Origin of the sequence: Streptomyces sp. PsTaAH-124 (genome assembly GCF_000373685.1) — a bacterium.
GTDB lineage: Bacteria > Actinomycetota > Actinomycetes > Streptomycetales > Streptomycetaceae > Streptomyces > Streptomyces andamanensis.
This window is the reverse complement of sequence record NZ_KB892207.1, coordinates 315,804-339,329: the sequence shown is the minus strand read 5'-3', so window position 1 is coordinate 339,329 and position 23,526 is coordinate 315,804. Positions and strand designations below refer to the sequence as shown.

The window sequence follows — 23,526 nt, the reverse complement described above, 5'->3', positions numbered from 1 at the left end:
GGCCGCGGATTCCCCGGCCGGGGTTCCGCCACACCGTCCGCAATGTGGGCCACATGCCTGCACCTGGCCCCTCGGCCCCTTACGCTCGGCCCGTGCTGCGCATCACCGACGCCCGAACCGGCGAGCCCGTCGACGCCGCCCCGGCCCGCCGCGGCCTGACCCGTATCGAGGCGCACGCGTCCGGGTTCGACGCCACCGGTCTGCGCGTGCTCCTCGTCGCCGACCTGCTCGTCCGCGCCCTGGAGCTGGGCGGGACACCGGTGTGGGCGCTGCTGACCGGTGACCGGGAACAGGCGGAGCTGCGGGCGGGCGCCGCGGCCCTCGGCATCCACCCCTTCGAGGACAGCAGGGGCCTGGGCGCCGCCCTCGGCGAGTCACAGGTGGTGCATGTGGCCCGCGAGGACGACCACGGCGCGACCGGCGGCGTACGGCTCGCCGTCGCCCCGGTGGACGCGGCGGTCCCCGTCACCCCCGCCCCCGATGGCGACCCCGCCGCCTGGCGCCTGGCGCTCCTCGCCCAGCCCCGCGCCCGGCGCGTACGCCTGGACGCGGACACGCTGGACGAGGCCGGTGCGACCCTCGCGCGCTGGCGCGGCGCCGTCGCGGACTGGGCCCGCCGGCCCTCGCGGCCGATCCCCGACGACGTACGCGCCGAGCTGCGCGCCGCCTGGGAGGACGACCTCGACATCCCGGCGGCGCTCGGCGTGCTGGAGCGGGCCGCGTCCCGCCCCGACCTGCCCGACGGCGCCCGCTTCGAGACGTACGCCTACGCCGACCGGCTGCTCGGCCTCGACCTCGCCCTCGACGTGGGGCGCGGCGCGTGATCGTCCGCCCGGCCGCCGGACCGCTGCGCCGACTGGTGGTGCTGCGGCACGCCAAGTCGGCCCGGCCCGAGGGCGTCACCGACCACGAGCGCCCGCTCGCCGCCCGGGGCCGCCGGGACGCACCGGCCGCCGGGCGCGCCCTCGCCGAGGCCGACACGCTGCCGGACCTCGCCCTGTGCTCCACCGCCCTGCGCGCCCGCAGGACCTGGGAGCTGGCCGCCGCCCAGTGGGGCACCCCGCCGCCCGTCCGCTACGACCCGAGGCTCTACGCGGGGGACGCGCCCCGCCTCCTGGAGGTGGTGCGCGAGGTGCCGCCCCACGTCGAGACGCTGCTCCTGGTCGGGCACAACCCGGGCTTGGAGGACCTGGTCCGCGACCTCGCCGGGGACGGGCTCGACGACACGCTCGACCGGCTCCGGGTGAAGTTCCCGACGTCCGCGATCGCCGTACTGTCCTGGCACGGCACGGGCTGGCCCGCGCTCGCCCCCGGAGCGGCCCTGCTGACCGCCCTGCTGGTGCCTCGCGGCACGCGGCCCTAGCCTCGGCGGCGCTCCGGCCTCGGTGGCTCCGGCCCCGGCGGCGCTCCGCCCCGTGGCCGGGGGCGCGCGGCGTCCGCATAGGCTGGCCGGATGCAGGACGAGTACCGCACAGTCGCCCGAGCAGGCGTCCACGAGACCGAGATCAACCGCTCGCGCTTCCTGTGCGCGCTCGCCCCGGCCGCCGACGAGCGGGAGGCGCAGGAGTTCGTCGCCGCGGTCCGCAAGGAGCACGCCGACGCCACGCACAACTGCTGGGCCTATGTGATCGGGGCCGACGCCGGCACCCAGCGGGCCAGCGACGACGGCGAACCGGGCGGCACCGCGGGCGTGCCCATGCTCCAGATGCTGCTGCGCCGCGACATGCGGTACGTCGTCGCCGTGGTCACCCGCTACTACGGGGGAGTGAAGCTCGGCGCGGGCGGTCTCATCCGGGCCTACGGCGGCGCGGTGGGGGAGGCGCTGGACACCCTGGGCACCGTGACGCGCCGCCGCTTCCGGCTGGCCACGGTCACCGTCGACCACCAGCGGGCCGGCAAGGTGCAGAACGACCTGCGGGCCACCGGGCGCGCGGTGCGCGACGTGCGCTACGGCGAGGCCGTCACCATCGAGATCGGTCTGCCGGACGCCGACGTGGACGCCTTCCGTGCCTGGCTGGCGGACGCCACGGCCGGGACCGCCGGGTTCGACCTGGGCGGCGAGGCCTACGGCGACGCGTGAAAGCTCACGCGACACGGCGGGCATGTGCGGATAAAACGGGACGAACGGTACCAGGCGTGGCGGGCCGATACGGGCGTGAGCACCCGTGCTGTCGGACCCGGCGGCTAGTCTTCGAGGATCATGAGGTTCCTGCACACTTCCGACTGGCACCTGGGCCGGGCGTTCCACCGTGTGAACATGCTCGAAGCCCAGGCCGCCTTCGTCGGCCACCTCGTGGCGACCGTGCGCGAGCGCGAGGTCGACGCGGTGGTCGTGTCGGGAGACGTCTACGACCGCGCGGTGCCGCCGCTCGCCGCCGTCGAGCTGTTCGACGACGTCCTGCACCGCCTCGCCGCCCTCGGCGTGCCCACCGTGATGATCAGCGGCAACCACGACTCCGCCCGCAGACTCGGTGTGGGCGCCGGACTGATCGGCCGCGCGGGCATCCACCTGCGCACCGAGCCCGCCGCCTGCGGCACCCCCGTGGTACTGCGGGACGCCCACGGCGACGTCGCCTTCTACGGGCTGCCGTATCTGGAACCCGCCCTGGTCAAGGACGAGTTCGGGGTCGCGAGGCCGAGTCACGAGGCTGTCCTCGCCGCCGCCATGGAGCGGGTGCGCGCCGACCTCGCGGGCCGCGCGCCCGGCACCCGCTCCGTCGTCCTCGCGCACGCCTTCGTCACCGGCGGCGAGGCCAGCGACAGCGAACGGGACATCACCGTGGGCGGCGTCGCCGCCGTCCCCGCGGGCGTCTTCGACGGCGTCGACTACGCGGCCCTCGGGCACCTGCACGGCAGTCAGGCCATCTCCGAGCGGGTGCGCTACTCCGGCTCCCCCCTGCCGTACTCCTTCTCGGAGGCGGCGCACCGCAAGAGCATGTGGCTCGTCGACCTGGACGCGGCCGGGACCGTCACCGCCGAGCGCGTCGACTGCCCCGTCCCCCGCCCGCTGGCCCGGATCCGGGGGCCGCTGGAGGACCTGCTCGCCGACCCGGACCTCGCCCGCCACGAGGACTCCTGGGTCGAGGCCACCCTGACCGACACCGTCCGCCCGGCCGACCCGATGGCCCGCCTCGCCGCGCGCTTCCCGCACACCCTCAGCCTGGTCTTCGCCCCCGAGCGGGCCCCCGACGACCCGGACGTGTCCTACGCCCGCCGCCTGGCGGGCCGCAGCGACGAGCAGATCGCGCGGGACTTCGTCGCCCATGTGCGCGGAGCGGGCCCCGACGCGCACGAACAGGCGGTGCTGCGCGACGCGTTCGACGCCGTGCGCGCCGACGACGCCGGACGCGAACGCGAGGTGGCACGGTGAGCCCCCGCCGCGCCCCGGGGCGCCCCGCCGGACCGGAGGGGGCCCGATGAGGCTGCACCGGCTCGACATCACCGCCTTCGGCCCCTTCGGCGGCACCCAGAGCGTCGACTTCGACGCCCTGTCCGCCGCCGGACTGTTCCTGCTGCACGGCCCCACCGGCGCCGGGAAGACCTCCGTCCTGGACGCCGTCTGCTACGCGCTGTACGGATCCGTGCCCGGAGCCCGGCAGAGCGCCCAGGGCGCCACCCTGCGCAGCGACCACGCGGCCGCGGGCACCCGCACCCAGGTCACCCTGGACGTCAGCGTCGCCGGGCGGCGCCTGGAGATCACCCGCCTGCCGCCCTGGGAGCGCCCGAAGAAGCGCGGCACCGGCACCACCGTGGACAAGGCGCAGACCTGGCTGCGCGAGTACGACGCGACGGCGGGCGCCTGGAAGGACCTCAGCCGCTCCCACCAGGAGATCGGCGAGGAGATCACCCAGCTGCTCGGCATGAGCCGCGAGCAGTTCTGCCAGGTCGTGCTGCTGCCGCAGGGCGAGTTCGCGCGGTTCCTGCGCGCCGACGCCGAGGCCCGCGGCAAGCTGCTCGGCCGCCTGTTCGACACCCAGCGGTTCGCCGACGTGGAACGGCGCCTCGCCGACCGCAGGCGCGCCACCGAGGCCCAGGTCCGCGAGGGCGACGCCGCGCTGCTCGCGGACGCGCACCGCATGCAGCAGGCGGCCGGCGACGCCATGGAACTGCCCGCCCTGGCACCCGGCGACCCGGGCCTGGCCGAGGCCGTGCTGAGCGCCGCGGCCGTCGCCCGCAGCACCGCCCGGGAGCAGGCCACCGTCGCCCACTGCCGGCTCACGGCCGCCGAGACCGTGCGCGCCGCCGCCGCGCGCACCCTGGACGACGTACGCGAACGGGCCCGGCTGCAACGCAGGTTCGCCGAGGCCCGGCAGCGCGCCGAACGGCTGGACGAGCGGGCCGGTGCCCACCGCGCGGCGCAGGAGCGGATGGAGCGGGGACGCAAGGCGGAGACCGTGGCGCCCGCCCTGGCGCTGCGCGAGGCGGCCGACGCCGAACACCGCCGGGCGACCGCCGCCGACGCACGCGCGCGTGCCCTGCTGCCCGAGGACAGCGCGCAGGCCGGTCCGGCCGGGCTCGCCGCCGCCGCGCGCCGCGCCGCCGAGGAACTGGGCGGCCTGGAGTCGGCCCGCCGCGCCGAGCGCCGCCTGACCCACCTCGCCGCCGAACGGGCCGAGGTGGACCGCCAGGCCCGCGCCGACGAGGACCAGTTGCACGACGCCGAGGGCTGGCTCGCCGGATGGGAGACGGCCCGCGCCGCCCTCCAGGCCCGTATCGAGTCCGCGCAGGAGGCGGCCGGCCGGGCCGAACAGCTCGCCGTGCGCCGGGAGTCCACGCGGACCCGGCTGGAGGCCGCCCGCACCCGCGACCGGCTGACCGAAGAGGCCGCACAGGCGCAGCGGTCCGCCCTGGACTCCGCCGAGCGCGCCGTACGGTCCCGGGACCGCTGGCTCGACCTGAAGGAACAGCGGCTGAACGGCATCGCCGCCGAACTGGCCGCCGGGCTCACCGACGGCGCGCCCTGCGCCGTGTGCGGCGCCACCGAGCACCCCGCGCCCGCGCGCAAGGTCGCCGGGCACGTCGACCGGGCGGCCGAGGAGCGCGCCCAGGCCGCCCACCAGGACGCCGAGGAACAGCGCGCGCGGGACGAGCGCCGCCTCGCCGCCGTACGCGAGGCGCTGGCCGCCGCCACCGCCGAGGCGGGTGACGCGCCCGCCGCCCGGCTCGCCGGGGAGGCCGCCGAACTGGAGCGGCTGTTCACGCGTGCGCGGGGCGAGGCGTCCGCGCTGCACGCCGCGCAGGTGGAGCTGCGTACGGCCGAGGAGGAGCACGCCCGGCGCCTGGCCGTGCTGCGGCAGGCCGAGGTCCGCGCCGCCGCCCGGCAGACCCGCAGGGAGAACCTGGACCGCGAACGCGCCACCCTCGAAGCGGAACTCGCCGAGGCCCGGGGCGGCGCGGGCAGCGTCGCCGCCCGCGCCGCCGAACTGGAGCGGCACGCCGCCCGCCTCGCCGACGCCGCCGACGCGGCGCGCGCCGCCGAGGAGAGCGCCGAACGCCTCAAGGACGCCGACGGGCGGCTCGCCGAGGCCGCCTTCCGGGCGGGCTTCGAGACCCCGCGTGCCGCGTCCGACGCCCTCCTCGACGACGCCGCCCACCGCGACCTCCAGCACCGCCTGGACGCCTGGCACGCCGAGGAGGCGGCCGTCCGCGCCGTGCTCGCCGAGGCCGACACGGTGGCCGCCGCCGGACAGCCCGCCGCCGACGTCCCCGCAGCGGAGGCCACCGCGGAGACGGCCGGGCGGCGGTTGCGCGAGGCCGCCTCCGCGCGGGACGCCGCGGCCCGCCGCTGCGCCGAACTCGACCGGCTCTCCGCACGGGCGGCCACCGGCGTACGCCGGCTCGCACCGCTGCGCACCCAGTACGACCGGGTGGCCCGGCTCGCCGCGCTCACGGCGGGCACCTCCGCCGACAACGAACGCCGGATGCGGCTGGAGTCCTACGTCCTCGCCGCCCGCCTGGAACAGGTGGCCGCCGCCGCCACCGCGCGACTGGGGCGCATGTCCTCCGGCCGCTACACCCTGGTCCACTCCGACGACCGGGCCGGACGCGGGCGCAGCGGCCTCGGGCTGCACGTCGTGGACGCCTGGACCGGCCGCGAGCGGGACACGGCCACCCTGTCCGGCGGCGAGACGTTCTTCGCGTCCCTCGCCCTCGCCCTCGGCCTCGCCGACGTCGTCACCGACGAGGCGGGCGGGGTCCGGCTGGACACCCTCTTCGTCGACGAGGGCTTCGGCAGCCTGGACGACCAGACCCTCGACGAGGTCCTCGACGTCCTCGACTCCCTGCGCGAGCGCGACCGCAGCGTCGGCATCGTCAGCCATGTCGCGGACCTGCGCCGTCGCGTCCACGCGCAACTGGAGGTCGTCAAGGGGCGGTCGGGGTCGTCCGTGCGGCAGACCGGCCTCGCCTGAGCCTGTCCGGCTCAGCTCCTCAGCGGCCCACCGGGCGGCGCGGCAGCGGCGAGGAGTACACGACGCTCGTGGTCACCGAGCCCAGGGCGCCGATGCGGCCGGTGGTCTCCTCCAGGTGGCGCATGGAGCGGGCGGTGACCTTGATGACGAAGCAGTCGTCGCCGGTCACATGGTGCGCCTCCAGGATCTCGGGGGTGGCGGCGACCAGGTCGTGGAAGGGCTTGTAGTTGCCGTGGGGGTAGCGCAGCCGGACGAAGGCGAGGATCGGCAGGCCCAGGCGCTCCGGGTCGACCACGGCCGCGTAGCCCTGGATGACGCCCGCCTCCTCCAGCCGCCGCACCCGTTCGGTGACGGCGCTCGGGGACATGGAGACGGCTCGGGCCAGCTCGGCGAAACTGGCCCGTCCGTCGCGCTGGAGGGCATCGAGGATGCGCCAGTCGGTGGCATCCGGGGAAAACACGGTCATGAGGGGTGGATAGCAGGTGGATCCCCGGCGGATCAAGGGGAGCACCGGCGATCGCCACTTCAGGCGGGCGGCCCGCGACCGTAGATTTCCGGTCGTCGGAGTGATCTGCGGAAGGAACAGACGATGACCGTCACCACCGCCCACGGGGCGCCGAATCCCGTCCTGCGGGTGCCCCCGGCGGCCCCCGCCGAGGCCGCCGCGCACTTCCGGGCGAGCCTCGCCCTCCATGCCGACGTCTCGGACGTCGCCGCCGCGCTCTCGGCCGGTGGCGACCCGGGGTTCGTGGTGGTCGACTCCCGTTCCACCGAGTCCTGGGACCAGGGCCATGTCCCCGGCGCGGTGCACCTGCCCACGGCGCTGATCCCCGGGCAGGCCCCGGCGCTGCTCGACCCGGCCGTCCCGGTCGTCACCTACTGCTGGGGCCCCGGCTGCAACGGCGGGGCCCGCGCCGCCCTCGCCCTCGCCGAACTCGGCTACGCGGTCAAGGAGATGCTCGGCGGCTTCGAGTACTGGGTGCGCGAGGGCTTCGCCTACGAGACCTGGCGGGGCGGCGAGCGCCGGAACCCCGACCCGCTCACCGCGCCGGTCGCGGGGGACGACTGCGGCTGCTGAGCGGCGGCACGGCCACAGTGGGGGAGCAGGAACGCGGGCGGGGGTGGGGGCGGCTGGAATCCGGCCGCCCCCACCCCCTTCTTTTCTCCGTCTCAGGGACGGGTCACAGCTGGGACAGCTCGTCCAGCAGGTCGTCCAGGCCCAGCGAGCCCTGCGAGAGCGCCGCCATGTGCCAGGTCTTGGCGTCGAACGCGTCGCCGTGCCGCTTCCGGGCGTTCTCCCGGCCCAGCAGCCAGGCACGCTCGCCCAGCTTGTAGCCGATGGCCTGGCCGGGCATCGACAGATAGCGGATCAGCTCGCTCGCCACGAAGTCCCGCGGACGGCTGCTGTGCGCGCCGAAGAACTCCAGGGCCAGCTCCGGCGTCCAGCGCTCGCCCGGGTGGAACGGCGAGTCCGCCGGGATCTCCAGCTCCAGGTGCATGCCGATGTCGATGATGACGCGGACGGCGCGCATCATCTGCGCGTCCAGATAGCCGAGCCGCCGCTCCGGGTCGGTGAGGAAACCGAGTTCGTCCATCAGCCGCTCCGCGTACAACGCCCAGCCCTCGGCGTTGGCACTGACGATGCCCACGGTCGCCTGGTAGCGCGAGAGGCTGTCCGCCACGTGCGCCCACTGCGCGAGCTGGAGGTGGTGGCCCGGCACCCCCTCGTGGTACCAGGTCGAGACCAGGTCATAGACCGGGAAGCGGGTCTGCCCCATGGTGGGCAGCCAGGTCCGCCCCGGCCGGGAGAAGTCGGCGGACGGCGCCGTGTAGTACGGGGCCGCGGCACCGCCGGGCGGCGCGATGCGGGACTCCACGCGCCGTACCCGCTCGGCGAGTTCGAAGTGGGTGCCGTCGAGCGCCTCGATCGCCTCGTCCATCAGGGCCTGGAGCCAGTCGCGGACCTCGTCGACGCCCTCGATGTGCGTGCCGTGCTCGTCGAGGTGCGCGAGCGCCGTCCAGGGGCTCTCGGCGCCCGGCAGGACCTTCTCGGCCTCCTTCTTCATCTCGCCGAGCAGCCGGTGGAACTCCGACCAGCCGTAGGCGTAGGCCTCGTCGAGATTCAGGTCCGTGCCGTTGTAGTAGCGGGAGAAACGCGCGTAGCGTTCGCGGCCGACCGTGTTCGGCGTGCCCTCGACGGCGGGTGCGTAGACGTCCCGCATCCAGTCCCGCAGCGACACGACGGAGGCGGTGGCCGCCCGCGCGGCCTCGTCCAGCTCGCCGCGCAGGGAGTCGGGGCCCGCGGTGGCGAAGTCCTCGAACCAGCCGCGGCCCGAGCCGTCCGTGTCCGACCACTCGGTGAGCTGGCCGATGAAGGTCTCCGTGGGCCGCGGAGCTGCGTACAGCTTGCGCTCCAGACCCAGGGTCAGGGACTCCCGGTAGCCCTCCAGCGCGGCCGGGACCGCGCGCAGCCGCTCGGCGACCGCCGCCCAGTCCTCGTCGGTGTCGGTGGGGGTGATGGTGAACGCCTCGCGCACCGAGTGCACCGGGCTGTGGATGTTGCTCACCGCGCGCAGGCCCTCGTCGGCCTCGTGCACCGCGATCTCCGCGGTCAGCCGCTCGCGCAGCAGGCGCGCGCACCGGCGCTCGGCCTCGGAGTCCGCGCCGGGGCGGCGCTCCGCCTCGGCCAGCCGCGCCAGCGTGGTGCGCGCCAGCTCCGCGACCGCCTCCTGACCCGCGGGCGAGGTGTCGGGCAGCTTGCCCGAACTCTCCTTCACGCCGAGGTAGGTACCGGTGATCGGGTCGAGGGCGATGAGTTCGTCGACGTAGGCGTCGGCGACCTGACGGGGCAGCGGGCTCTTGGTGTCTGACATGCGGCCCATCCTCGTACGAGGACGTGGTCCGCGTCAGCCCGGTTGTCCGCGCGAGCGGCCCGGAACCGCCGGTTACCGGTCCGATTTCGCTCAGAGCGTCGCCGGCCGCTCGCCCGGCGGCAGCAGCGGCCCGCAGTCCCACTGCTGGAAGATCAACCGGGTCTCCACCCGGGCCACCTCGCGCCGTGCCGTGAACTCGTCCAGCACCAGACGCTGAAGATCCGCCATGTCCGCCACCGCCACATGCACCAGGTAGTCGTCGGGCCCGGTCAGATGGAACACCGTCAGCGACTCCGGCAGCGCTCTGATCCGGTCGACGAACGGCCCCACCAGCTCCCGGCGATGCGGCCTGACCTGCACCGACAGCAGCGCCTGGAGACCACGGCCCAGCTTGGCGGGGTCCAGCCGCAGCTGGTGGCCGAGGATCACGCCCGAGCGGCGCAGCCGGGTCACGCGGTCGAGACAGGTCGAGGGAGCGACCCCGATCCGCGCGGCGAGATCCCGGTAGGTGGTCCGGGCGTCGTTCTGTAGCAGTCGCAGCAGATGGAGATCCACCGGATCCAGTACGACTGAGGCGGCCATGTGCCGAACGTAGCACGGCCACTTGCCCGGTGACCCCGGCCGGTGTTCACCCTTCCGTCATGGACACGCCCATGGACTCCGCGCGCACGCCCGCGTACGACGACCCGCGTCCCGCACCCGCACCCCGCGCCCTGGCCACCGAGGCCGTGCACGCCGGGCGCGAGGATCTCGCCCGGCAGGGACTGCACGCCCCGCCGATCGACCTGTCCACCACCTACCCGTCCTACGACAGCCGGGCCGAGGCCGCCCGCATCGACGCCTTCGCCGCCGACGGCGCCGAGTTCGAGGGGCCGCCCGTCTACGGGCGCCTCGGCAACCCGACGGTGTCCCGCTTCGAGACCGCCCTCGCCCGGCTGGAGGGAACCGAGGCCGCGGTCGCCTTCGCCAGCGGGATGGCCGCGCTCAGCGCGGTCCTGCTCACCCGGTCTGCGCTGGGCCTGCGGCACGTGGTGGCGGTACGCCCGCTGTACGGATGCAGCGACCATCTGCTGACCGCCGGACTCCTCGGCTCCGAGGTGACCTGGACCGACCCGGCGGGCATCGCCGACGCGCTGCGCCCGGACACCGGCCTGGTGATGGTGGAGTCCCCGGCCAACCCGACGCTGGCCGAGGTGGACCTGCGGGCCGTCGCCCACGCCTGCGGCTCCGTACCGCTGCTGGCCGACAACACCTTCGCCACCCCCGCGCTGCAACGCCCGGCCGGGCAGGGCGCCCGGCTGGTGCTGCACAGCGCCACCAAGTACCTGGGCGGGCACGGCGATGTGATGGCCGGTGTCGTCGCCTGCGACGAGGAACTCGCCGGGCGCCTGCGCCAGGTGCGCTTCGCCACCGGCGGTGTCCTGCACCCGCTCGCCGGATACCTGCTGCTGCGCGGTCTGTCCACGCTGCCGGTGCGGGTACGCGCCGCCTCGGCCACCGCCGCCGAACTGGCCGCGCGGCTGGCGGCCGACCCCCGGATCGCCCGCGTGCACTACCCGCGCATCGGCGGCGCGATGGTCGCCTTCGAGGTGCACGGCGACCCGCACGAGGTCATCGGCCGGGTGCGGCTGATCACGCCCGCCGTGAGTCTGGGCAGCGTGGACACGCTGATCCAGCACCCCGCCTCCATCAGCCATCGCATCGTGGACGCCGAGGACCGGCGTGGCGCCGGGGTCAGCGACCGCTTGCTGCGGATGTCGGTGGGCCTGGAGGACGTCGACGACCTGTGGGCCGACCTGGACGCCGCCCTGGGGGACCGGCAGCCGCAGGACCGGGAGCGCCCGGGGGCGCGGGGACTGCATCCGGCGGTGGGCTGAGCGCCGCCGCCGGGCAGGCCGCCCTCTCCGGAAGTCCCGTCGGGGGATCCGGGGAGGGCGGCTGTCGGTGAGCGGGCCGGTGATGTGTGGCGCGGCCCTGGGCACGGCGGCAGGCAGCGGGACGCGGCGGAGGGGGCGCGGGGGCGTGCGCGCGGCGGGCCGCGGACCGGTGCTGCTCGTCCGTGGCCGTCCGCGCAGGCCGTCCGCGGTCAGCCGCGCAGGCGGCCCGGCCCGTCGTACTCCTCGCGGCGGCCGTCGTACGCCGCCGGGCGGCCGGAGACCGGCCCCGCGTCCAGCCGGGCCGTGATCACCAAGGTGCCCTCCTCGATCTGGTAGTCCAGCGGCAGGCCGAGGCCCCGCATGGCGCTGACCATGCCGGTGTTCGCGGCCTGGGTGACGGCGTACACGCTCCCGCAGCCCGCCTCGACGGCCAGGGCCACGAGCCGGCCCAGCAGTTCGGCGCCGACACCGCGCCGCTGCCAGGCGTCCTCGACGAGCAGGGCCACCTCCGTCTCGTCGCCGTCCCAGAGCAGATGGCCGAGGCCGATGATCCGGCCGGACGCGGTCTGCGCGGCGAGGGTCCGGCCGAAGCGCGGACTGAGGAGGTGGTTCAGATAACGGTCGGCGTCCTTCACCGGCCCGTGGTACCGCAGGCCGAGGGTGCGCGCCGAGCAGCGCTCGTGCATCCGCCGGGCCGCCGCGAGGTCGCCGGTGTCGGCGCGGCGCACGGTGATCGCCTCGCCCTCGGGCAGCGTCAGCACGTCCTGGCCGCGCGGCACCCGCGGACCGAGCCGCGTGTCCAGTTCCACCAGCGCGCGGGCCCGCGCGAACTCCGTGGGCGTGAACGGCAGATACGGCCGCTCCACGGTGATGACCCCGCCCTCGGGCGCCCGCAGCCTCAGCACCGTGTCCTCCAGTACGCCCTCGGCCGGCACCTCCGCGTCGGCACCGGCGCCGCCCGCCGGGCGCCCCGGCAGCGAACGGATGGTGCACCTGCCCAGCAACTGGCGCAGCGCCAGCGGGAGTTCCGCGGTGTCCAGCGCGGTGCGGGCCGCCAGGCCGAGGACCCGCGTCGGCGCGTCCACCAGGTCGTGGGCGTCGGCCCGCTCGATCCAGGTGTCCGTGCCACCGGCCGACCGCGCCGACCGGGTCAGCTCCGACGCCTCGATGCCGCCCGGGGCGCGCAGCAGGAACTCGTCCACCGTGCCCTCCGCCAGCGGATGCGTCTGGAGGCTGAGGATGTCGACACCCCGTTCGGCCAGGGCCGCGCAGAGCACGGCCAGCGACCCCGGTTCGTCCCGCACCGTCGTCCGCATCCGCCACAGCGTGCTCGCCGCCGTGGCGCGGTCCCCGGCCGCCGGTGCGGACTCGGGCGCGGTCCCGGCCTGCCGTCCCCCGGCGGCGAGCGGCCGGGCGCCGGTATCCTCCGCCGGGGGAGGTGCGTGACCGTGGCGCCGTGCCCACCAGGTGTGGAAGCCCGCCGTCGCGAGCAGCACCAGCGCCGAGGCGACCAGCAGGGCGGGCCCGTCCGGACCGTGCCCGATCAGGTTCGCCACCGCGTCGGCCACCGCGACGGCCGTGAACAGCGCGGCCAGCTCGACCATGTCCCGGCGCCAGTGGTGCACCGGACGCCCGTGCCGCGTGATCCGTGTCACATCAGACATTTCTCTTCTCATGCCGTCACTGTGGAGGAACCGTGTTGCCTGATCACGAACGCTCTGTGACGTACTGGTAAAGCGCGGTTCTGCGTGTTTTACCGCCTTTCGTGTCGGCCGGTGCTCTTCGGTGGGCTCCCTTCGGCCGCTGTCCGCCGGCCGGTCCGCCGCCCCGGGCGGGCGCCGTGCCGCGTCAGGCGGCCAGCCCCGCCGTCAGCGTGCCGCGCAGCCGACGGGCCTCCGTGACCACCCGGGACGAGCCGCGCCGCTCCGCAGCCCCGGCCAGATGGGGCAGCTCGCCCCGTGCCCCCGACCGTTCGGCGCACTCGGCGGCGACCGCCAGCAGCTCCCCGAGCCCGCGCACCGGCGCGGCCGGACCGTCGGTGGCCAGATCGGCGAGCAGCACGGGCAGGGTGTGCCCCAGCAGGTTCCACACCGTGGTGTGCGCCCCGGTGGCGGCGGCCGTCCGCAGCGAGTCCACGAGGCGGAGCGGCTTCACGGCGCCGCGCCGTATCAGCTGCCCCAGGTCCGCGCCGAGCCGGGGCGCGTCCAGTTGCCCGCGCGCCGCCAGCACCAGCAGCGCGTCGACGGCGGCGAGCCGGTCCTCCGGATGCCGCGCCCCCAGCCCGTACGCCACGGCCAGATGCGTCGTCTCGCCCGCCTCCCCGCCGGACTCGGCCAGCAGCGGCAGCACATGGGACATGCCCCGTACGTCGTGCAGGGCGAGGTGGGACAGGTCGCGCAGCATCCGCACCGCCACCAGCTCACGCCGCTCGGGCAGCACGGCCGGCCACTGCGCCTTCAGCGAGTCGTACCAGTGGTAGCAGTCGCGCCCCTCCTGCGCCGCGCTCACCGGCCTGCCCAGCGCCCGGAAGGCGGGCGGGAAGTCCTGCTGGAGTTCGAGCAGTTCGCCGAACTCGGTCAGGACCGCCGGACCCGACGTAATCCGCCGGACCACCGGCAGCTCGGGCCGCTCCTCGGTCAGCCAGCGGGCGAGCCTGGCCCCCTCCGCCGTGCCGAGGGCCGCCGCCCGCCGGGCCGCCGCCCCGGCCGCCGCGCGGTCCTCGCGCCGCACTCGCAGGAGGGCCTGCGCGAAGTCGGCCTCCGCCACCCGCGCCCCCAGCCGCCCGTACTCCTCCAGGCGCGTCACCAGCTCATCGGGCTCCAGCAGGCCCGTGCTCCAGGTGGGCGTCGCGAGCAGGAAGGGCAGCGGCTGAGTCCGTATCCGGTACGCCGCTTCCCACATGCGGCTGTCGAAGGCGTGCGACAGCGCGCCGTGCCCGCAGAGGTTCCTGGACACCTTGGCCTGCGTGCCGGAGTGGAGCCTGGTGACGCTCAGCTTCTCGTGCAGCGCGACCAGCAGCAGTTCGAGGGCGTCCGAGGTGCCCACCAGGCCCCGGTAGTGCCGGTGGAAGCGGCTCTCGACGCGCACGGCGGTGTGCTCCTCGGTCTCCGCCCACCAGCGACGGGCGACCACCGGCTCCAGCGCCTCCCGCAGCGCCGCCGCGTCGCGGAACGCGTGGCGCACCAGCCCGTCCAGGGTCCGCTCGAAGGTGGCGCAGTCGCTCTCCGCCGCCAGGGCGGCCCCCACCTCCTCGGCCAGCTCGGAGGCCGAGGACGGGGCCGGGGCCAGCCGCGCCGGGCGCGGCACCGGCGGCAGGACCTCCTCGTGCACCAGCGCGGACGCGTCCTGCGGCGCAGCGCCCAGGGAACCGGTCGCGCGGGCGCGCAGCGCGGGTCCGAGCTGCTCGGCCGCCGCGACGACGGACGCCCGCGCCCCGGCGGACCGCAGCTTCTTCAGATGCCGCTCCACGAGCTTGAGCGCCCGCTCCTGCACATCCGCGTCCTCGTGCCCGAAGGCCTCGGCGACAGCGGGCAGCAGCGCGTCGGCGGCACCGGCGTCCCGGCCGAGCACCTTGCCCAGCAGCACCAGCTGCGTCCGCACCAGCTTGCGTTCCGGACGGAACAGGACCGCGGCGGACAGCTGCGCCAGCGAACGGTGGGGCAGTGCGCCGTCCAGGGCCAGGGCGCCGAGCAGCGCCTGCGCGTGGGCGGCCACCGGGGACGCCGCGTCGGAGGCCATCGCCACCCAGTCGGCCACCCGCGCCCGCTCCTCCTCACGGGTCAACTCCAGTGCCTTCAGCACCCGCAGGAACGCCCGGTGGTCGCCGGTGGAGCCGCCGCGCAGCAGCCGGGCCACGCAGGCGTCGACCGTCTCCGCGCGGTCGAGCCTGCCGTCCGCGGTGAGCAGGGCCAGCGCGCCGTGCCAGCTGTGCGGGCCCTCCTCCGAGCCCCAGCCGAGCACTCCGCCGATGTCGTCCGTCGTGAAGAGCGCCCGCACCAGCTCCCTCAGCTGCGGCTCGCCGCGCAGCCGGTCCGTCAGATGGCCACCGCGCTGCCACAGCCCGGCCATGTGCTGCGCCCAGCCCCGCACATAGGCGTCGCTCGTCGGCACCGGGCAGCCGGCCAGCCGCACCAGTCCGGCCATCAGCTCGAACCGCACCCCCGAGGAGGCGGGCCGCTGCGCGAGCCGGTGCACCACATCGGCCAGCCAGGCCGGATCCCGGTCGCCCAGCAGATGGAGGAAGACCGCGGGGGCGGCCCCCGGCCAGCGCATGTCGGCGGCCGCGATCCAGGTCGCCACGCCCGCCGCGCCGGTCTGGCAGGCCGCGCCCGCCGCGTGCAGCGCCGGGTAGGCGCGGCGGGACTCCGCACCCCACCGCGCGGCCCGCAGCTCCTTGCGCAGCTCCTTCAGCGCGGGGAACTCCGCCCGCCGCTCCGCGTCGGTCATCCCGTCGAGCAGGGCGACCGTCTCGGCCGTCCGTCCGGCCCGTACCGCGTCCATCAGCCCGCTCATCGCGCACCCCCGTCGACCGCCGCGCCACCGCGCGTCCCGTCCTGTGTCCCACCGGTACGGCCGCGCCGCACCATGCTCACCGCGAGCGCGTGCTTGCACGGTCCGCGTCCGCCCCGGTACTTCGCCCACCACAGGCAACTGCAACTGAGCGCCCCGCTCTCGCCACGCACCCGGTGGCTGTGCCCGTCCTCGGCCGTGACCGTCGCCAGGGCGCCGTCCAGCGCCACCGCGCCCGCGTCGACCAGTGCCCGCGCGGCCCGCAGCCGCGGGTTGTGCCGCTCGGCGCGCCCGGCGTCGTAGGGCAGCTCCCGGTGGAAGTACGCGGCCTCGGCCGTGTCGTAGCCGACGCGGCCCGAGGTGCCGAGCCGCACCAGCGCGGCGCGCACGCGCTCCGGGGTCAGCCCGGAGGAGGCGGCCAGGTCGGCGATGTCGACGCGGGGCTCCCAGGCCAGCAGCACCGAGATCAGCTCGGCGTCCTCGGCGGCCTCCTCACCGGCCAGCGCCTCCAGGACACCGCCCTCGCCGGAGAAGCCGCGCGAGGCGTTCGGGGACAGGGTCAGCGTCAGCCGCATACCGGGCAGGACGGCCTCCCAGGCGCCGGCCGCCGCGGCGTCGCCGCCCACCGCCGGGCCGTAGATCCGCAGGGCCGTCGCATGGCGCAGCACCCGCTGGAGCGAGGCCAGCCGCTCCGGTCCCGGCAGGCACACCGCGCCGGGCACCGGCCGCGTCGTGGGCCGCAGCGAGCGCCCCGCGGGCACCACCCAGCGCGGGCCGCCGCCGCGGCTGCCGCGCGGCAGCGACCGCAGGAAGCGCACCGCCTCGGCCGCGGTCAGCTCGGCCCGCAGATCGAAGGCGGACGCTATGACCTGGGCCTCGGCGAAGCCGCGCAGCCACCGGTCGGGCAGCGGGACCTTCTTCTCCACCACCGGCCCGTCCAGCGTGGTCACCGCCAGCTCCTCCGGGCCGACCCGCAGATGCAGCGGATCGTCAGCGCCGATCCGGGACAGCGCCTCGCGCAGCGGGTTGTTGACGTCGACATTGGTCGTGCCGTGCCCGACGTCGCCGCCGTCGAGACCGGAGCGCAGGACGTCCAGACGCGCGTACACCCCGCAGCAGCCGGAGAAGGACTCGAAGCGCAGCCGGTCGCCGTTGCCCGTCACCACCGGATCGAGGGAGGCACGCAACTGCGGCTGGTAGTAGCGCGCGGCGGCCACGTCCGCCACCGCCAGCAGCCCCGCCGCCGCCGTCTGCGGCCGCGTCAGGAAGCCCGCGAAGAAGCGCGGATGGTCCTCGGCGCCCGCCGGGGTGGCGCCCCGGGAGGTCTCCAGTCCCAGGCGCCGGCCGCCCTCGGCGGACTCCAGTACCGAGGGTCGCCGATAGGTCACGTTCTGCAAAGATCGCGTCATGGGAAAACCGTAGAGGCGACCACTGACAATCGGTCCTGACCTGCGAAGACGCCCACTCGCAAGGCCAGTTGGAGCCGGGTGGGGACACCGCCGCGCCCCAGCGGATCCCGGCCGGTGCGCGGCGGTGGGGAAGGACGTCCGTGAACCGGCCGAGGACGTCCGGGGCCGGTTACTGCCCGACCCGGCCCGGCTGGAGCACCTTGGTGAACAGCACACTGCCGTCCTGCTCCCGCAGCCGGACCGTCAGCTCCCCGCTGCCGCCGTCGATGTCGACCTCGCCGAAGAACTGGTAGCCCTCGGCGGGCGAGACGTTGGCGACGGCGGGCGCCTTGACGAACACCCGGTCGGGGCCGAACGTGCCGTCCAGCTCATTGGCCGGGAAGGCGCCCGCGTTGAGCGGACCGGAGACGAACTCCCAGAACGGCGCGAAGTCCTTGAACGCCGCCCGCGACGGGTCGTAGTGCTGCGCCGAGGTGTGGTGGACGTCGGCGGTCAGCCACACCGTGCCGGTGATCCGCCGGTGCTTGACGAACCGCAGCAGCTCGGCGATCTGTAGTTCGCGGCCGAGCGGCGCGCCCGGGTCGCCCTGCGCGACCGCCTCGAAGTTCGGCTTGCCCTCGACCCCGTCCGGCACGACGAGACCCAGCGGCATGTCCGCGGCGATCACCTTCCACACCGCCCGGGACCGGGACAGCTCCCGCTTGAGCCACCGCAGCTGCTCCTCGCCGAGGATGCCCTGCGGGTCGTGCCTCTGGTCGTCGGGCGAGTTGGCGTTGCGGTAGGTCCGCATGTCCAGCACGAACACGTCGAGCAGCGGGCCGTGGTGGTGGACGCGGTAGATCCGGCCGTCCGGACGGCCGCTGACCGTGGAGATCGGGAAGTACTCGGAGAAGGCCCGCCGCGCCCGTACCGCCAGGTCGTCCAGCCGGGTGCCGGCCGGGTAGGGCGTGCCGCCGCCGATGACCTCGCCCGGGTACCAGTTGTTGCGCACCTCGTGGTCGTCCCACTGGATGATGCCGGGCACCTGGGCGTTGAACCGGCGCAGCGCCCCGTCCAGCAGGTTGTAGCGGAAGTTGCCCCGGTAGTCGGCCAGGGAGACGGCGACGTGCGACTTCTCCTCGGTGGTGACGTTCCGGTAGACGCTGCCGTCCGGAAGCGCGGCGGTGGCCTCGATCGGGCCGTCGGCGTAGATGTTGTCGCCGCTGCACAGGAAGAAGTCCGGGTCCAGCTCGGCCATGGCGTCGAAGATGCGGTAGCCGCCGATCGACTCGTTGATGCCCCAGCCCTGCCCGGCGATGTCGCCCGACCACACGAACCGCACACCCTGGCGGCGCCGCGCGGGAGCGGTGCGGAAGGTGCCGTGGACCGGCTCGCCGGTGCGGCGCGGGTCGTGCGGGTCGGCGAGCAGTACGCGGTAGTGGATCTGCTCGCCGGACGGCAGCCCGTGCAGCCGGGCCGTTCCGGTGAAGTCGGAGCCGGGGCCGAGCAGCGGGCCGTGCCATCTGCGGGGGTTGCGGAAGGACTCGGTGGCGGATGTCTCGACGATCATCCGGGCCGGGCGGTCGGAGCGCACCCAGACCAGGCCCGAGTCGGCGGTCACGTCGCCCGCCTGCACGCCCCAGCCCGCCCGGGGGCGGCCGGACAGGGCGAGCGCCGGTGCCGCGCCGAGCGCGCCGGGCAGGGTCAGGGCCGCCGACGCGGCCAGTGAGCCGCGCAGCACGCTGCGACGGCCGGGGAGCGGACGAGGGGACATGCGGACGCCTCCAGGGACGAGATCCGGCCAGTGTTCGCAGCCACACCTACTGGTGCAGTGAGGCGAAGACGGAAACCGCGGGTGAACAGCCACCCGCGTGCGGGCCGCCCGGGTGGCGCCCCCCGCGCGCCGCACCGGTGTGACGGTTGCCACCTACGGACCTACGGACCTACGGACCTACGGGCTCGCGGGCCTACGCGCCGACCGGTCTGTACGCCGGCCGCCTCCGCCATCAGCCGCACCCCGGCTCGGATTCGCGCGGGCGGCAGATGCGCGTACCCGAGGACGAGACGCACACCCGCGTCACCCTCGGCCCCCGATGCCCGCGAGGCCCGTGCGCCGTCGTCCGTACTCCCGCCGTCCGCGCCGCCACCGCCACCGCCTTCGTCCGGCCCGCCCCCGAGCGCGGGAAGCTCCCCGGTGCCCGGCACCGCACCGGCACGCGCGTGCGCGTACGACGCCAGGGAGCGGACCGCGACACCGGCGCCGCCCACGCGCGCGAGGAACCGCTCCTCGGGCCCGTACCGCCGCGGCAGGGCGGCGATCAGGTGCAGCCCGGCCGCGATCCCCGACAGCCGTACGCCGGGGAAGCACTCCTCCAGGGCGGCGACGAGCGTGTCCCGGCGCTCCCGGTAGGCGCGCTGGCAGCGGCGCAGCTGGCGGTCGTAGTCGCCCCGCTCGACGAAGCGGGCGAACAGTGCCTGGTCGACGGTCGGGTGCCCGAGGTCCATGGTCCGCTTGCGCTCGACGACCTCGTCGGCGAGCGAGTCGGGCACCAGCAGCCAGCCCAGCCGCAGCCCCGGTGCCAGGGACTTGCTGACCGAGCCCGCGTAGACGACGCGTTCGGGGTCCAGGCCCTGGAGGGCACCCACCGGGGCACGGTCGTAGCGGAAGTCGCCGTCGTAGTCGTCCTCGAAGACGATGCCGTCCACCGACCGCGCCCAGTCCAGCAGTCCGGCGCGGCGCCGGGCGGAGCACGCGATCCCGGTGGGGAACTGGTGGGACGGAGTCGTCACCACGGCCCGCACCCCCGACTCGTGCAGCGGGCCGAGGGCCGGACCCTCCCCGTCCAGGGGCAGCGGGACGGTGCCGACACCGACAGAGGCGTACAGGGAGGTGTGCTGCGGGCTGCCCGGGTCCTCGACGCCGACCGCCCGCGTCCCGCGCGCGTGCAGCACGGATCCGAGCAGACAGGTGGCCTGCGCCACGCCCGAGACGACCACGAGGCGCTCGGGGTCGGCGACGACGCCGCGGCGGCGGGCGAGGAGTTCGGCCAGGGCCGCGCGCAGGTGGGGCAGGCCGCGCGGATCGGGATAGCCGAGGGCCTGGTGGGGGAGGTCCGCCAGCACCGCGCGGTGCGCGGCCGCCCACGCGGCACGCGGGAACAGCGACAGGTCGGGGGTGCCCGCCACGAAGTCGGCGCGGGTCCCGGGCGTACCCGGAGCGAGGTCACGGGCGCGCGTGCGGGCCGCCCGGACCGAGCCGCCCACCCAGGTACCCGCGCCGCGCCCGCTGCGCAGGTACCCCTCCGCCGTCAACTGCTCGTACGCCTCGGTCACCAGCCCGCGGGACACGCCGAGGTCCGCCGCGAGGTCGCGGCTGGAGGGCAGCCGCGTACCCGGGGAGAGCCGGCCGGAACGGACGGCCTCGCGCAGCGCGGCCTGGAGCGTGCGGCCGCGCGCGCGGGCCGGCGCCGACGCGGCGGGCAGCAGCAGTTCCCAGGCGGCGGTACCGGCCGCCGTAGCCGGATTGGTCCCCGATGACGTCATGGAAGTGGACCTTAAACCGGACCGCCGCGCTGCCTAGCGTCGCCGTCATGAACGCCACCACCTCGCGCGGTGCCCTGCTCGCCGCGCTCGCCTGCGTCCTCGTCGGAGGATCCTTCACCGCCAACAGCGTCCTCGGCCACTACCCCTACGCGGGCGGCCAGTTCCTGCGTTACGGCCTGGCCTGCCTGCTGCTCCTGCCGCTCGCCGGACGCGGCGCGCGGGCGCGGCTGCGGGCGCTCGCGCCGCGGCAGTGGGCCCGGCTGGCGCTGCTCGCCGCGGTGGGCATGGTCGGCTTCAACCTGGCCGTCATCGCCGCCGAGCGCACCGCTGAACCGGCGGTGCCCGGTGTCCTCGTGGGCTGCGCCCCGGTGGTCGTCGCCGTCCTCGTCCCGCTCCTGGAGGGCCGCCGTCCGCAGCGGGCCGTGCTGTACGGGGCGTCGCTGGTGGCCGCCGGGGCCCTGACGGTGCAGGGCTGGGGGCGGACCGACGGCGCCGGGATCGCCTTCTCCGCCGGGGCACTGGCCGGGGAGGTGGGCTTCGCGGTCCTCGCCGTGCCGGTGCTGGCTCCGCTCGGGCCGCGGCTGCTGTCGGCCGTGGTGTGCGGCGTCGCCGCCGTGGAGGCGGCCGCTGTGGGGGTGGTGCTCGACGGCACGGCGTGGCTGCGGCGCCCGGACGCGGGCGAGACCGCCGCGCTGCTGTGGCAGGCGGCGGTCGTGACGGTCGTCGGCTTCGTGTGCTGGTACATGGGCATGCAGCGGCTCGGCGCCGAGCGCGCCACCCTCTTCTCCGGGCTCATCCCGGTCGCTGCCGCCTGCTCCGCGCCCCTCGTCGGCACCGGTTCCTACGGGGCGGCCCAGGCGGCGGGCAGCGCCCTGGTGGGCGCGGGGGTCGCCATGGGGTCCGGGGCGCTGCGACGGGCCGGGCGGCGCTCAGCGGCTGCCGTCGAGCAGCACGCGCGCGACGAGCGCCGGGTCGTCGTTCATCGGGACGTGCCCGCAGCCGGGCAGCCGCACCAGCCGGGCCCGCGTGACGGTCTGCTTGGCGCGCACGCCCTGCCGGGGGATCAGCAGGCGGTCCTTGCTGCCCCAGGCCACGGTGACGGGGATGTCCGGGATGTCGTCCGCGAAGCGGACCCCGATGCCCGCACGGAGGGTCTCCTCGAACCCGGTGGCCCGCGCCAGGGCCAGCGTCTCGGCGACCACCGACTCGGGTGACCGGCGCCCCGGACGGGCGTAGATGGTGCTCGTCAGGACGGTGCGTCCGGCCGCGGTGCGGGAGAGCCGTTCGACCAGCGGCAGCGGTGTGCGCCGTGCGACGGCCCGCATCCCCTGGAGGACGCCGAAGGCGTAGCGGCGCTCGGCCTCGGTCCAGAACCCGGCGGGCGACAGGGCCGTGACGGACCGCGCGAGCTTCTCGCGGCCCATCTCCAGGGCGAGCAGACCGCCCAGGGAGTTGCCCGCCACATGGGGCCGGTCGATCTCCAGGGTCTCGCACAGGGCGCCGAGGGCGGCGTTCATCGTCGGCAGGTCGTGCCGCAGCCCGTCCGGCAGGGCGGGCGAGGCGCCGAAGCCGGGCAGGTCCACGGAGACGACGTCCCGCTCGCCCGCCAGCAGGTGGATCACCGGGTCCCACGCCTGGCGGTGGTGGCCTATGCCGTGCAGCAGGAGCAGCGGCTCACCGTCGCCCACGCGCGCGTAGGACAGGGTCACGGTCCGCGGGCCGTGCGGGGAGGGGACCGGGAAGGAGACGGTGGCGGACATGGGGTGCTCCTCGTCGGGAATCTCGGCAATCGCCGGCGGACGCTGGGTAGACAGCTTGTCAGCAATTACTACCGGCGGGTAGCCCCTGGTGTGCGGTTCCTGGTCACCGCGCCGACGGCGCCCCTCGGCGGCGACGCCCCTGTGAAGAGCCCTGTGCCGCATGCCCCTGGTGACCCCCGTCCCTGCGACGGGGGTTTTGCCGTCATGTCACGAATGACGGCTTGTGCGAACGTCACATGAACGCTTACCGCGTGACAGTCGTCTTCTCCATAAGCGGCCGATGATTGGTCTTGACCAAGGATCGGCGGCAGCCCTATGGTCGCAGAGAAGTACAACAACCTTTAATAAACAAGGGCGCTAAAACGCCGCCGGACCACGGCGATTGCGGAGGACAGGGTGGGGACCACGCAGCTGGAATCGGTGCCGGAGCCGAAGTACTGGCACCTGAGGACCGTCCTCAGTGAGGCACTGGACTCCGAGTTCTCGGTCGGCGAGATCCTGCCCAACGAACGGGAGCTGGCAGCCCGTTTCGGCGTGGCCCGCGCGACCCTGCGCCAGGCTCTGGAACAGCTGGAGCTGGAAGGCAGGCTCCAGCGCCGCCGCGGTGTCGGCACCACCGTCGCGCCGCCCCGCGTGGGCGTGGCCGTGGGCACCGAGCAGCACGCCTGGCCCGGCGCGGCGGACGACGCCTGGCACCCCGTGGACTGCGTCCAGGCGGCACCGCCCGCGGCCGTCGCCGACGCCCTGGAGAGCGACCGCGACCAGCCCGTGCACACGGTGCGCCGGTCCCGGGTGAGCCAGGGCCAGCCGGTCGCCGCCGAGCTGCTGTACATCCCGGCGTCCTCGATGCCCGGCCTGACCGCGATCGACGCGCCCTCCGGGGCGGCACGCGCGCGTGCGGTGCTGCGCGAGCTCCAGCACCTGGAGCTGGAGGGCCAGGAGCAGGCCGTCGAGCTGGGCTCCGCCCGCGCCGACGACGCCAAGGAGCTGGACCGGCTGCCCGGCGCCCCGGTGCTCGTCGTCACCACGCGTTTCATCGCCGAGGGCCGCACCGCCGCGCTCTCCGTGGCCACCTACCGGGCTGACACCTGCCGCCTCACCTTCGGGGACTCCGGCGGTGTGGAGATCCACCACAGGCCCGAGCGCCAGGCCTCCTGACCCCGGCC

17 protein-coding genes and 1 pseudogene are annotated in these 23,526 nt (G+C 75.6%); 9 read left to right on the top strand and 9 right to left on the bottom strand.

The window, feature by feature from the left end; all coding sequences use genetic code 11:
* Window positions 1–92 precede the first annotated feature (92 nt).
* The 5 genes from B086_RS0135215 (at window position 93) to B086_RS0135195 (ending at window position 6,410) form a co-directional block, all read left to right on the top strand.
* A complete protein-coding gene (locus B086_RS0135215) occupies window positions 93–824 on the top strand; it encodes a hypothetical protein (RefSeq protein ID WP_018571144.1) in 732 nt (243 codons plus the stop codon).
* On the top strand, window positions 821–1,363 hold the full coding sequence (locus tag B086_RS0135210) for a SixA phosphatase family protein (RefSeq protein WP_018571143.1): 543 nt from the start codon (window positions 821–823) through the stop codon (window positions 1,361–1,363). Before B086_RS0135215 ends, B086_RS0135210 begins: the two co-directional genes overlap by 4 nt.
* A 90-nt stretch (window positions 1,364–1,453) precedes the next feature.
* Window positions 1,454–2,080, top strand: coding sequence for a YigZ family protein (locus B086_RS0135205; protein ID WP_018571142.1), 627 nt, complete (start codon window positions 1,454–1,456; stop codon window positions 2,078–2,080).
* 120 nt (window positions 2,081–2,200) lie between these two features.
* Window positions 2,201–3,370, top strand: coding sequence for an exonuclease SbcCD subunit D (locus tag B086_RS0135200; RefSeq protein WP_018571141.1), 1,170 nt, complete (start codon window positions 2,201–2,203; stop codon window positions 3,368–3,370).
* A gap of 46 nt (window positions 3,371–3,416) precedes the next feature.
* On the top strand, window positions 3,417–6,410 hold the full coding sequence (locus tag B086_RS0135195) for an AAA family ATPase (RefSeq protein WP_018571140.1): 2,994 nt from the start codon (window positions 3,417–3,419) through the stop codon (window positions 6,408–6,410).
* A 19-nt stretch (window positions 6,411–6,429) separates the two neighbouring features.
* Here the strand turns inward: B086_RS0135195 and B086_RS0135190 are convergent, their stop codons facing one another.
* A complete protein-coding gene (locus tag B086_RS0135190; protein ID WP_018571139.1) occupies window positions 6,430–6,876 on the bottom strand; it encodes an Lrp/AsnC family transcriptional regulator in 447 nt (148 codons plus the stop codon).
* A gap of 123 nt (window positions 6,877–6,999) precedes the next feature.
* Between B086_RS0135190 and B086_RS0135185 the strand changes: the two genes are divergently transcribed.
* Complete coding sequence (locus B086_RS0135185; RefSeq protein WP_018571138.1) at window positions 7,000–7,488, top strand: rhodanese-like domain-containing protein; 489 nt, start codon at window positions 7,000–7,002, stop codon at window positions 7,486–7,488.
* A 103-nt stretch (window positions 7,489–7,591) separates the two neighbouring features.
* On the opposite strand, the gene B086_RS0135180 is transcribed toward B086_RS0135185, so the two are convergent.
* Together B086_RS0135180 and B086_RS0135175 are read right to left on the bottom strand one after the other, a co-directional pair.
* On the bottom strand, window positions 7,592–9,283 hold the full coding sequence (locus B086_RS0135180; protein ID WP_018571137.1) for a DUF885 domain-containing protein: 1,692 nt from the start codon (window positions 9,281–9,283) through the stop codon (window positions 7,592–7,594).
* 90 nt (window positions 9,284–9,373) lie between these two features.
* Window positions 9,374–9,865: an Lrp/AsnC family transcriptional regulator gene (locus B086_RS0135175; protein WP_018571136.1), complete on the bottom strand. Its 492-nt coding sequence runs from the start codon at window positions 9,863–9,865 to the stop codon at window positions 9,374–9,376.
* A 71-nt stretch (window positions 9,866–9,936) separates the two neighbouring features.
* Between B086_RS0135175 and B086_RS0135170 the strand changes: the two genes are divergently transcribed.
* A complete protein-coding gene (locus B086_RS0135170) occupies window positions 9,937–11,160 on the top strand; it encodes a trans-sulfuration enzyme family protein (protein WP_018571135.1) in 1,224 nt (407 codons plus the stop codon).
* Between the two features lie 209 nt (window positions 11,161–11,369).
* On the opposite strand, the gene B086_RS41555 is transcribed toward B086_RS0135170, so the two are convergent.
* The 5 genes from B086_RS41555 to B086_RS0135145 form a co-directional block, all read right to left on the bottom strand.
* Entirely contained in the window at window positions 11,370–12,824 is a 1,455-nt protein-coding gene (locus B086_RS41555; RefSeq protein WP_234029427.1) for a GNAT family N-acetyltransferase, read from the bottom strand.
* A 184-nt stretch (window positions 12,825–13,008) separates the two neighbouring features.
* Complete coding sequence (locus B086_RS0135160; RefSeq protein WP_026253101.1) at window positions 13,009–15,672, bottom strand: DUF6493 family protein; 2,664 nt, start codon at window positions 15,670–15,672, stop codon at window positions 13,009–13,011.
* Entirely contained in the window at window positions 15,669–17,078 is a 1,410-nt protein-coding gene (locus B086_RS0135155; protein ID WP_026253100.1) for an SWIM zinc finger family protein, read from the bottom strand. Before B086_RS0135155 ends, B086_RS0135160 begins: the two co-directional genes overlap by 4 nt.
* A gap of 169 nt (window positions 17,079–17,247) precedes the next feature.
* The gene (locus tag B086_RS0135150) at window positions 17,248–18,831 is read right to left on the bottom strand and encodes an alkaline phosphatase D family protein (RefSeq protein WP_026253099.1); all 1,584 of its coding nucleotides are present in this window, start codon (window positions 18,829–18,831) and stop codon (window positions 17,248–17,250) included.
* Between the two features lie 161 nt (window positions 18,832–18,992).
* Window positions 18,993–20,600: a PLP-dependent aminotransferase family protein gene (locus B086_RS0135145; RefSeq protein WP_018571130.1), complete on the bottom strand. Its 1,608-nt coding sequence runs from the start codon at window positions 20,598–20,600 to the stop codon at window positions 18,993–18,995.
* Here B086_RS0135145 and B086_RS43430 point away from each other — a divergent pair.
* Window positions 20,591–21,436 (top strand): annotated as a pseudogene (locus B086_RS43430) (EamA family transporter); the annotation flags it as partial. The gene B086_RS0135145 and the pseudogene B086_RS43430 sit on opposite strands and share 10 nt — an antisense overlap.
* 93 nt (window positions 21,437–21,529) lie before the next feature.
* On the opposite strand, the gene B086_RS0135135 reads toward B086_RS43430, so the two are convergent.
* Window positions 21,530–22,360, bottom strand: a complete 831-nt coding sequence (locus B086_RS0135135) for an alpha/beta fold hydrolase (RefSeq protein WP_018571128.1) — start codon at window positions 22,358–22,360, stop codon at window positions 21,530–21,532.
* A 396-nt stretch (window positions 22,361–22,756) separates the two neighbouring features.
* On the opposite strand from B086_RS0135135, the gene B086_RS0135130 reads away from it, so the two are divergent.
* Entirely contained in the window at window positions 22,757–23,518 is a 762-nt protein-coding gene (locus B086_RS0135130; RefSeq protein WP_018571127.1) for a GntR family transcriptional regulator, read from the top strand.
* Window positions 23,519–23,526 lie beyond the last annotated feature (8 nt).

Bases quoted from the DNA above. Each gene is read 5' to 3' on its own strand.
- B086_RS0135180 (WP_018571137.1), bottom strand. From the start codon at position 9,283: ATGTCAGACACCAAGAGCCCGCTGCCCCGTCAGGTCGCCGACGCCTAC.
- B086_RS0135190 (WP_018571139.1), bottom strand. From the start codon at position 6,876: ATGACCGTGTTTTCCCCGGATGCCACCGACTGGCGCATCCTCGATGCC.
- B086_RS0135185 (WP_018571138.1), top strand. From the start codon at position 7,000: ATGACCGTCACCACCGCCCACGGGGCGCCGAATCCCGTCCTGCGGGTG.
- B086_RS0135195 (WP_018571140.1), top strand. From the start codon at position 3,417: ATGAGGCTGCACCGGCTCGACATCACCGCCTTCGGCCCCTTCGGCGGC.
- B086_RS0135155 (WP_026253100.1), bottom strand. From the start codon at position 17,078: ATGACGCGATCTTTGCAGAACGTGACCTATCGGCGACCCTCGGTACTG.
- B086_RS0135205 (WP_018571142.1), top strand. From the start codon at position 1,454: ATGCAGGACGAGTACCGCACAGTCGCCCGAGCAGGCGTCCACGAGACC.
- B086_RS41555 (WP_234029427.1), bottom strand. From the start codon at position 12,824: ATGTCTGATGTGACACGGATCACGCGGCACGGGCGTCCGGTGCACCAC.
- B086_RS0135150 (WP_026253099.1), bottom strand. From the start codon at position 18,831: ATGTCCCCTCGTCCGCTCCCCGGCCGTCGCAGCGTGCTGCGCGGCTCA.
- B086_RS0135200 (WP_018571141.1), top strand. From the start codon at position 2,201: ATGAGGTTCCTGCACACTTCCGACTGGCACCTGGGCCGGGCGTTCCAC.
- B086_RS0135135 (WP_018571128.1), bottom strand. From the start codon at position 22,360: ATGTCCGCCACCGTCTCCTTCCCGGTCCCCTCCCCGCACGGCCCGCGG.
- B086_RS0135175 (WP_018571136.1), bottom strand. From the start codon at position 9,865: ATGGCCGCCTCAGTCGTACTGGATCCGGTGGATCTCCATCTGCTGCGA.
- B086_RS0135160 (WP_026253101.1), bottom strand. From the start codon at position 15,672: ATGAGCGGGCTGATGGACGCGGTACGGGCCGGACGGACGGCCGAGACG.
- B086_RS0135170 (WP_018571135.1), top strand. From the start codon at position 9,937: ATGGACTCCGCGCGCACGCCCGCGTACGACGACCCGCGTCCCGCACCC.
- B086_RS0135145 (WP_018571130.1), bottom strand. From the start codon at position 20,600: ATGACGTCATCGGGGACCAATCCGGCTACGGCGGCCGGTACCGCCGCC.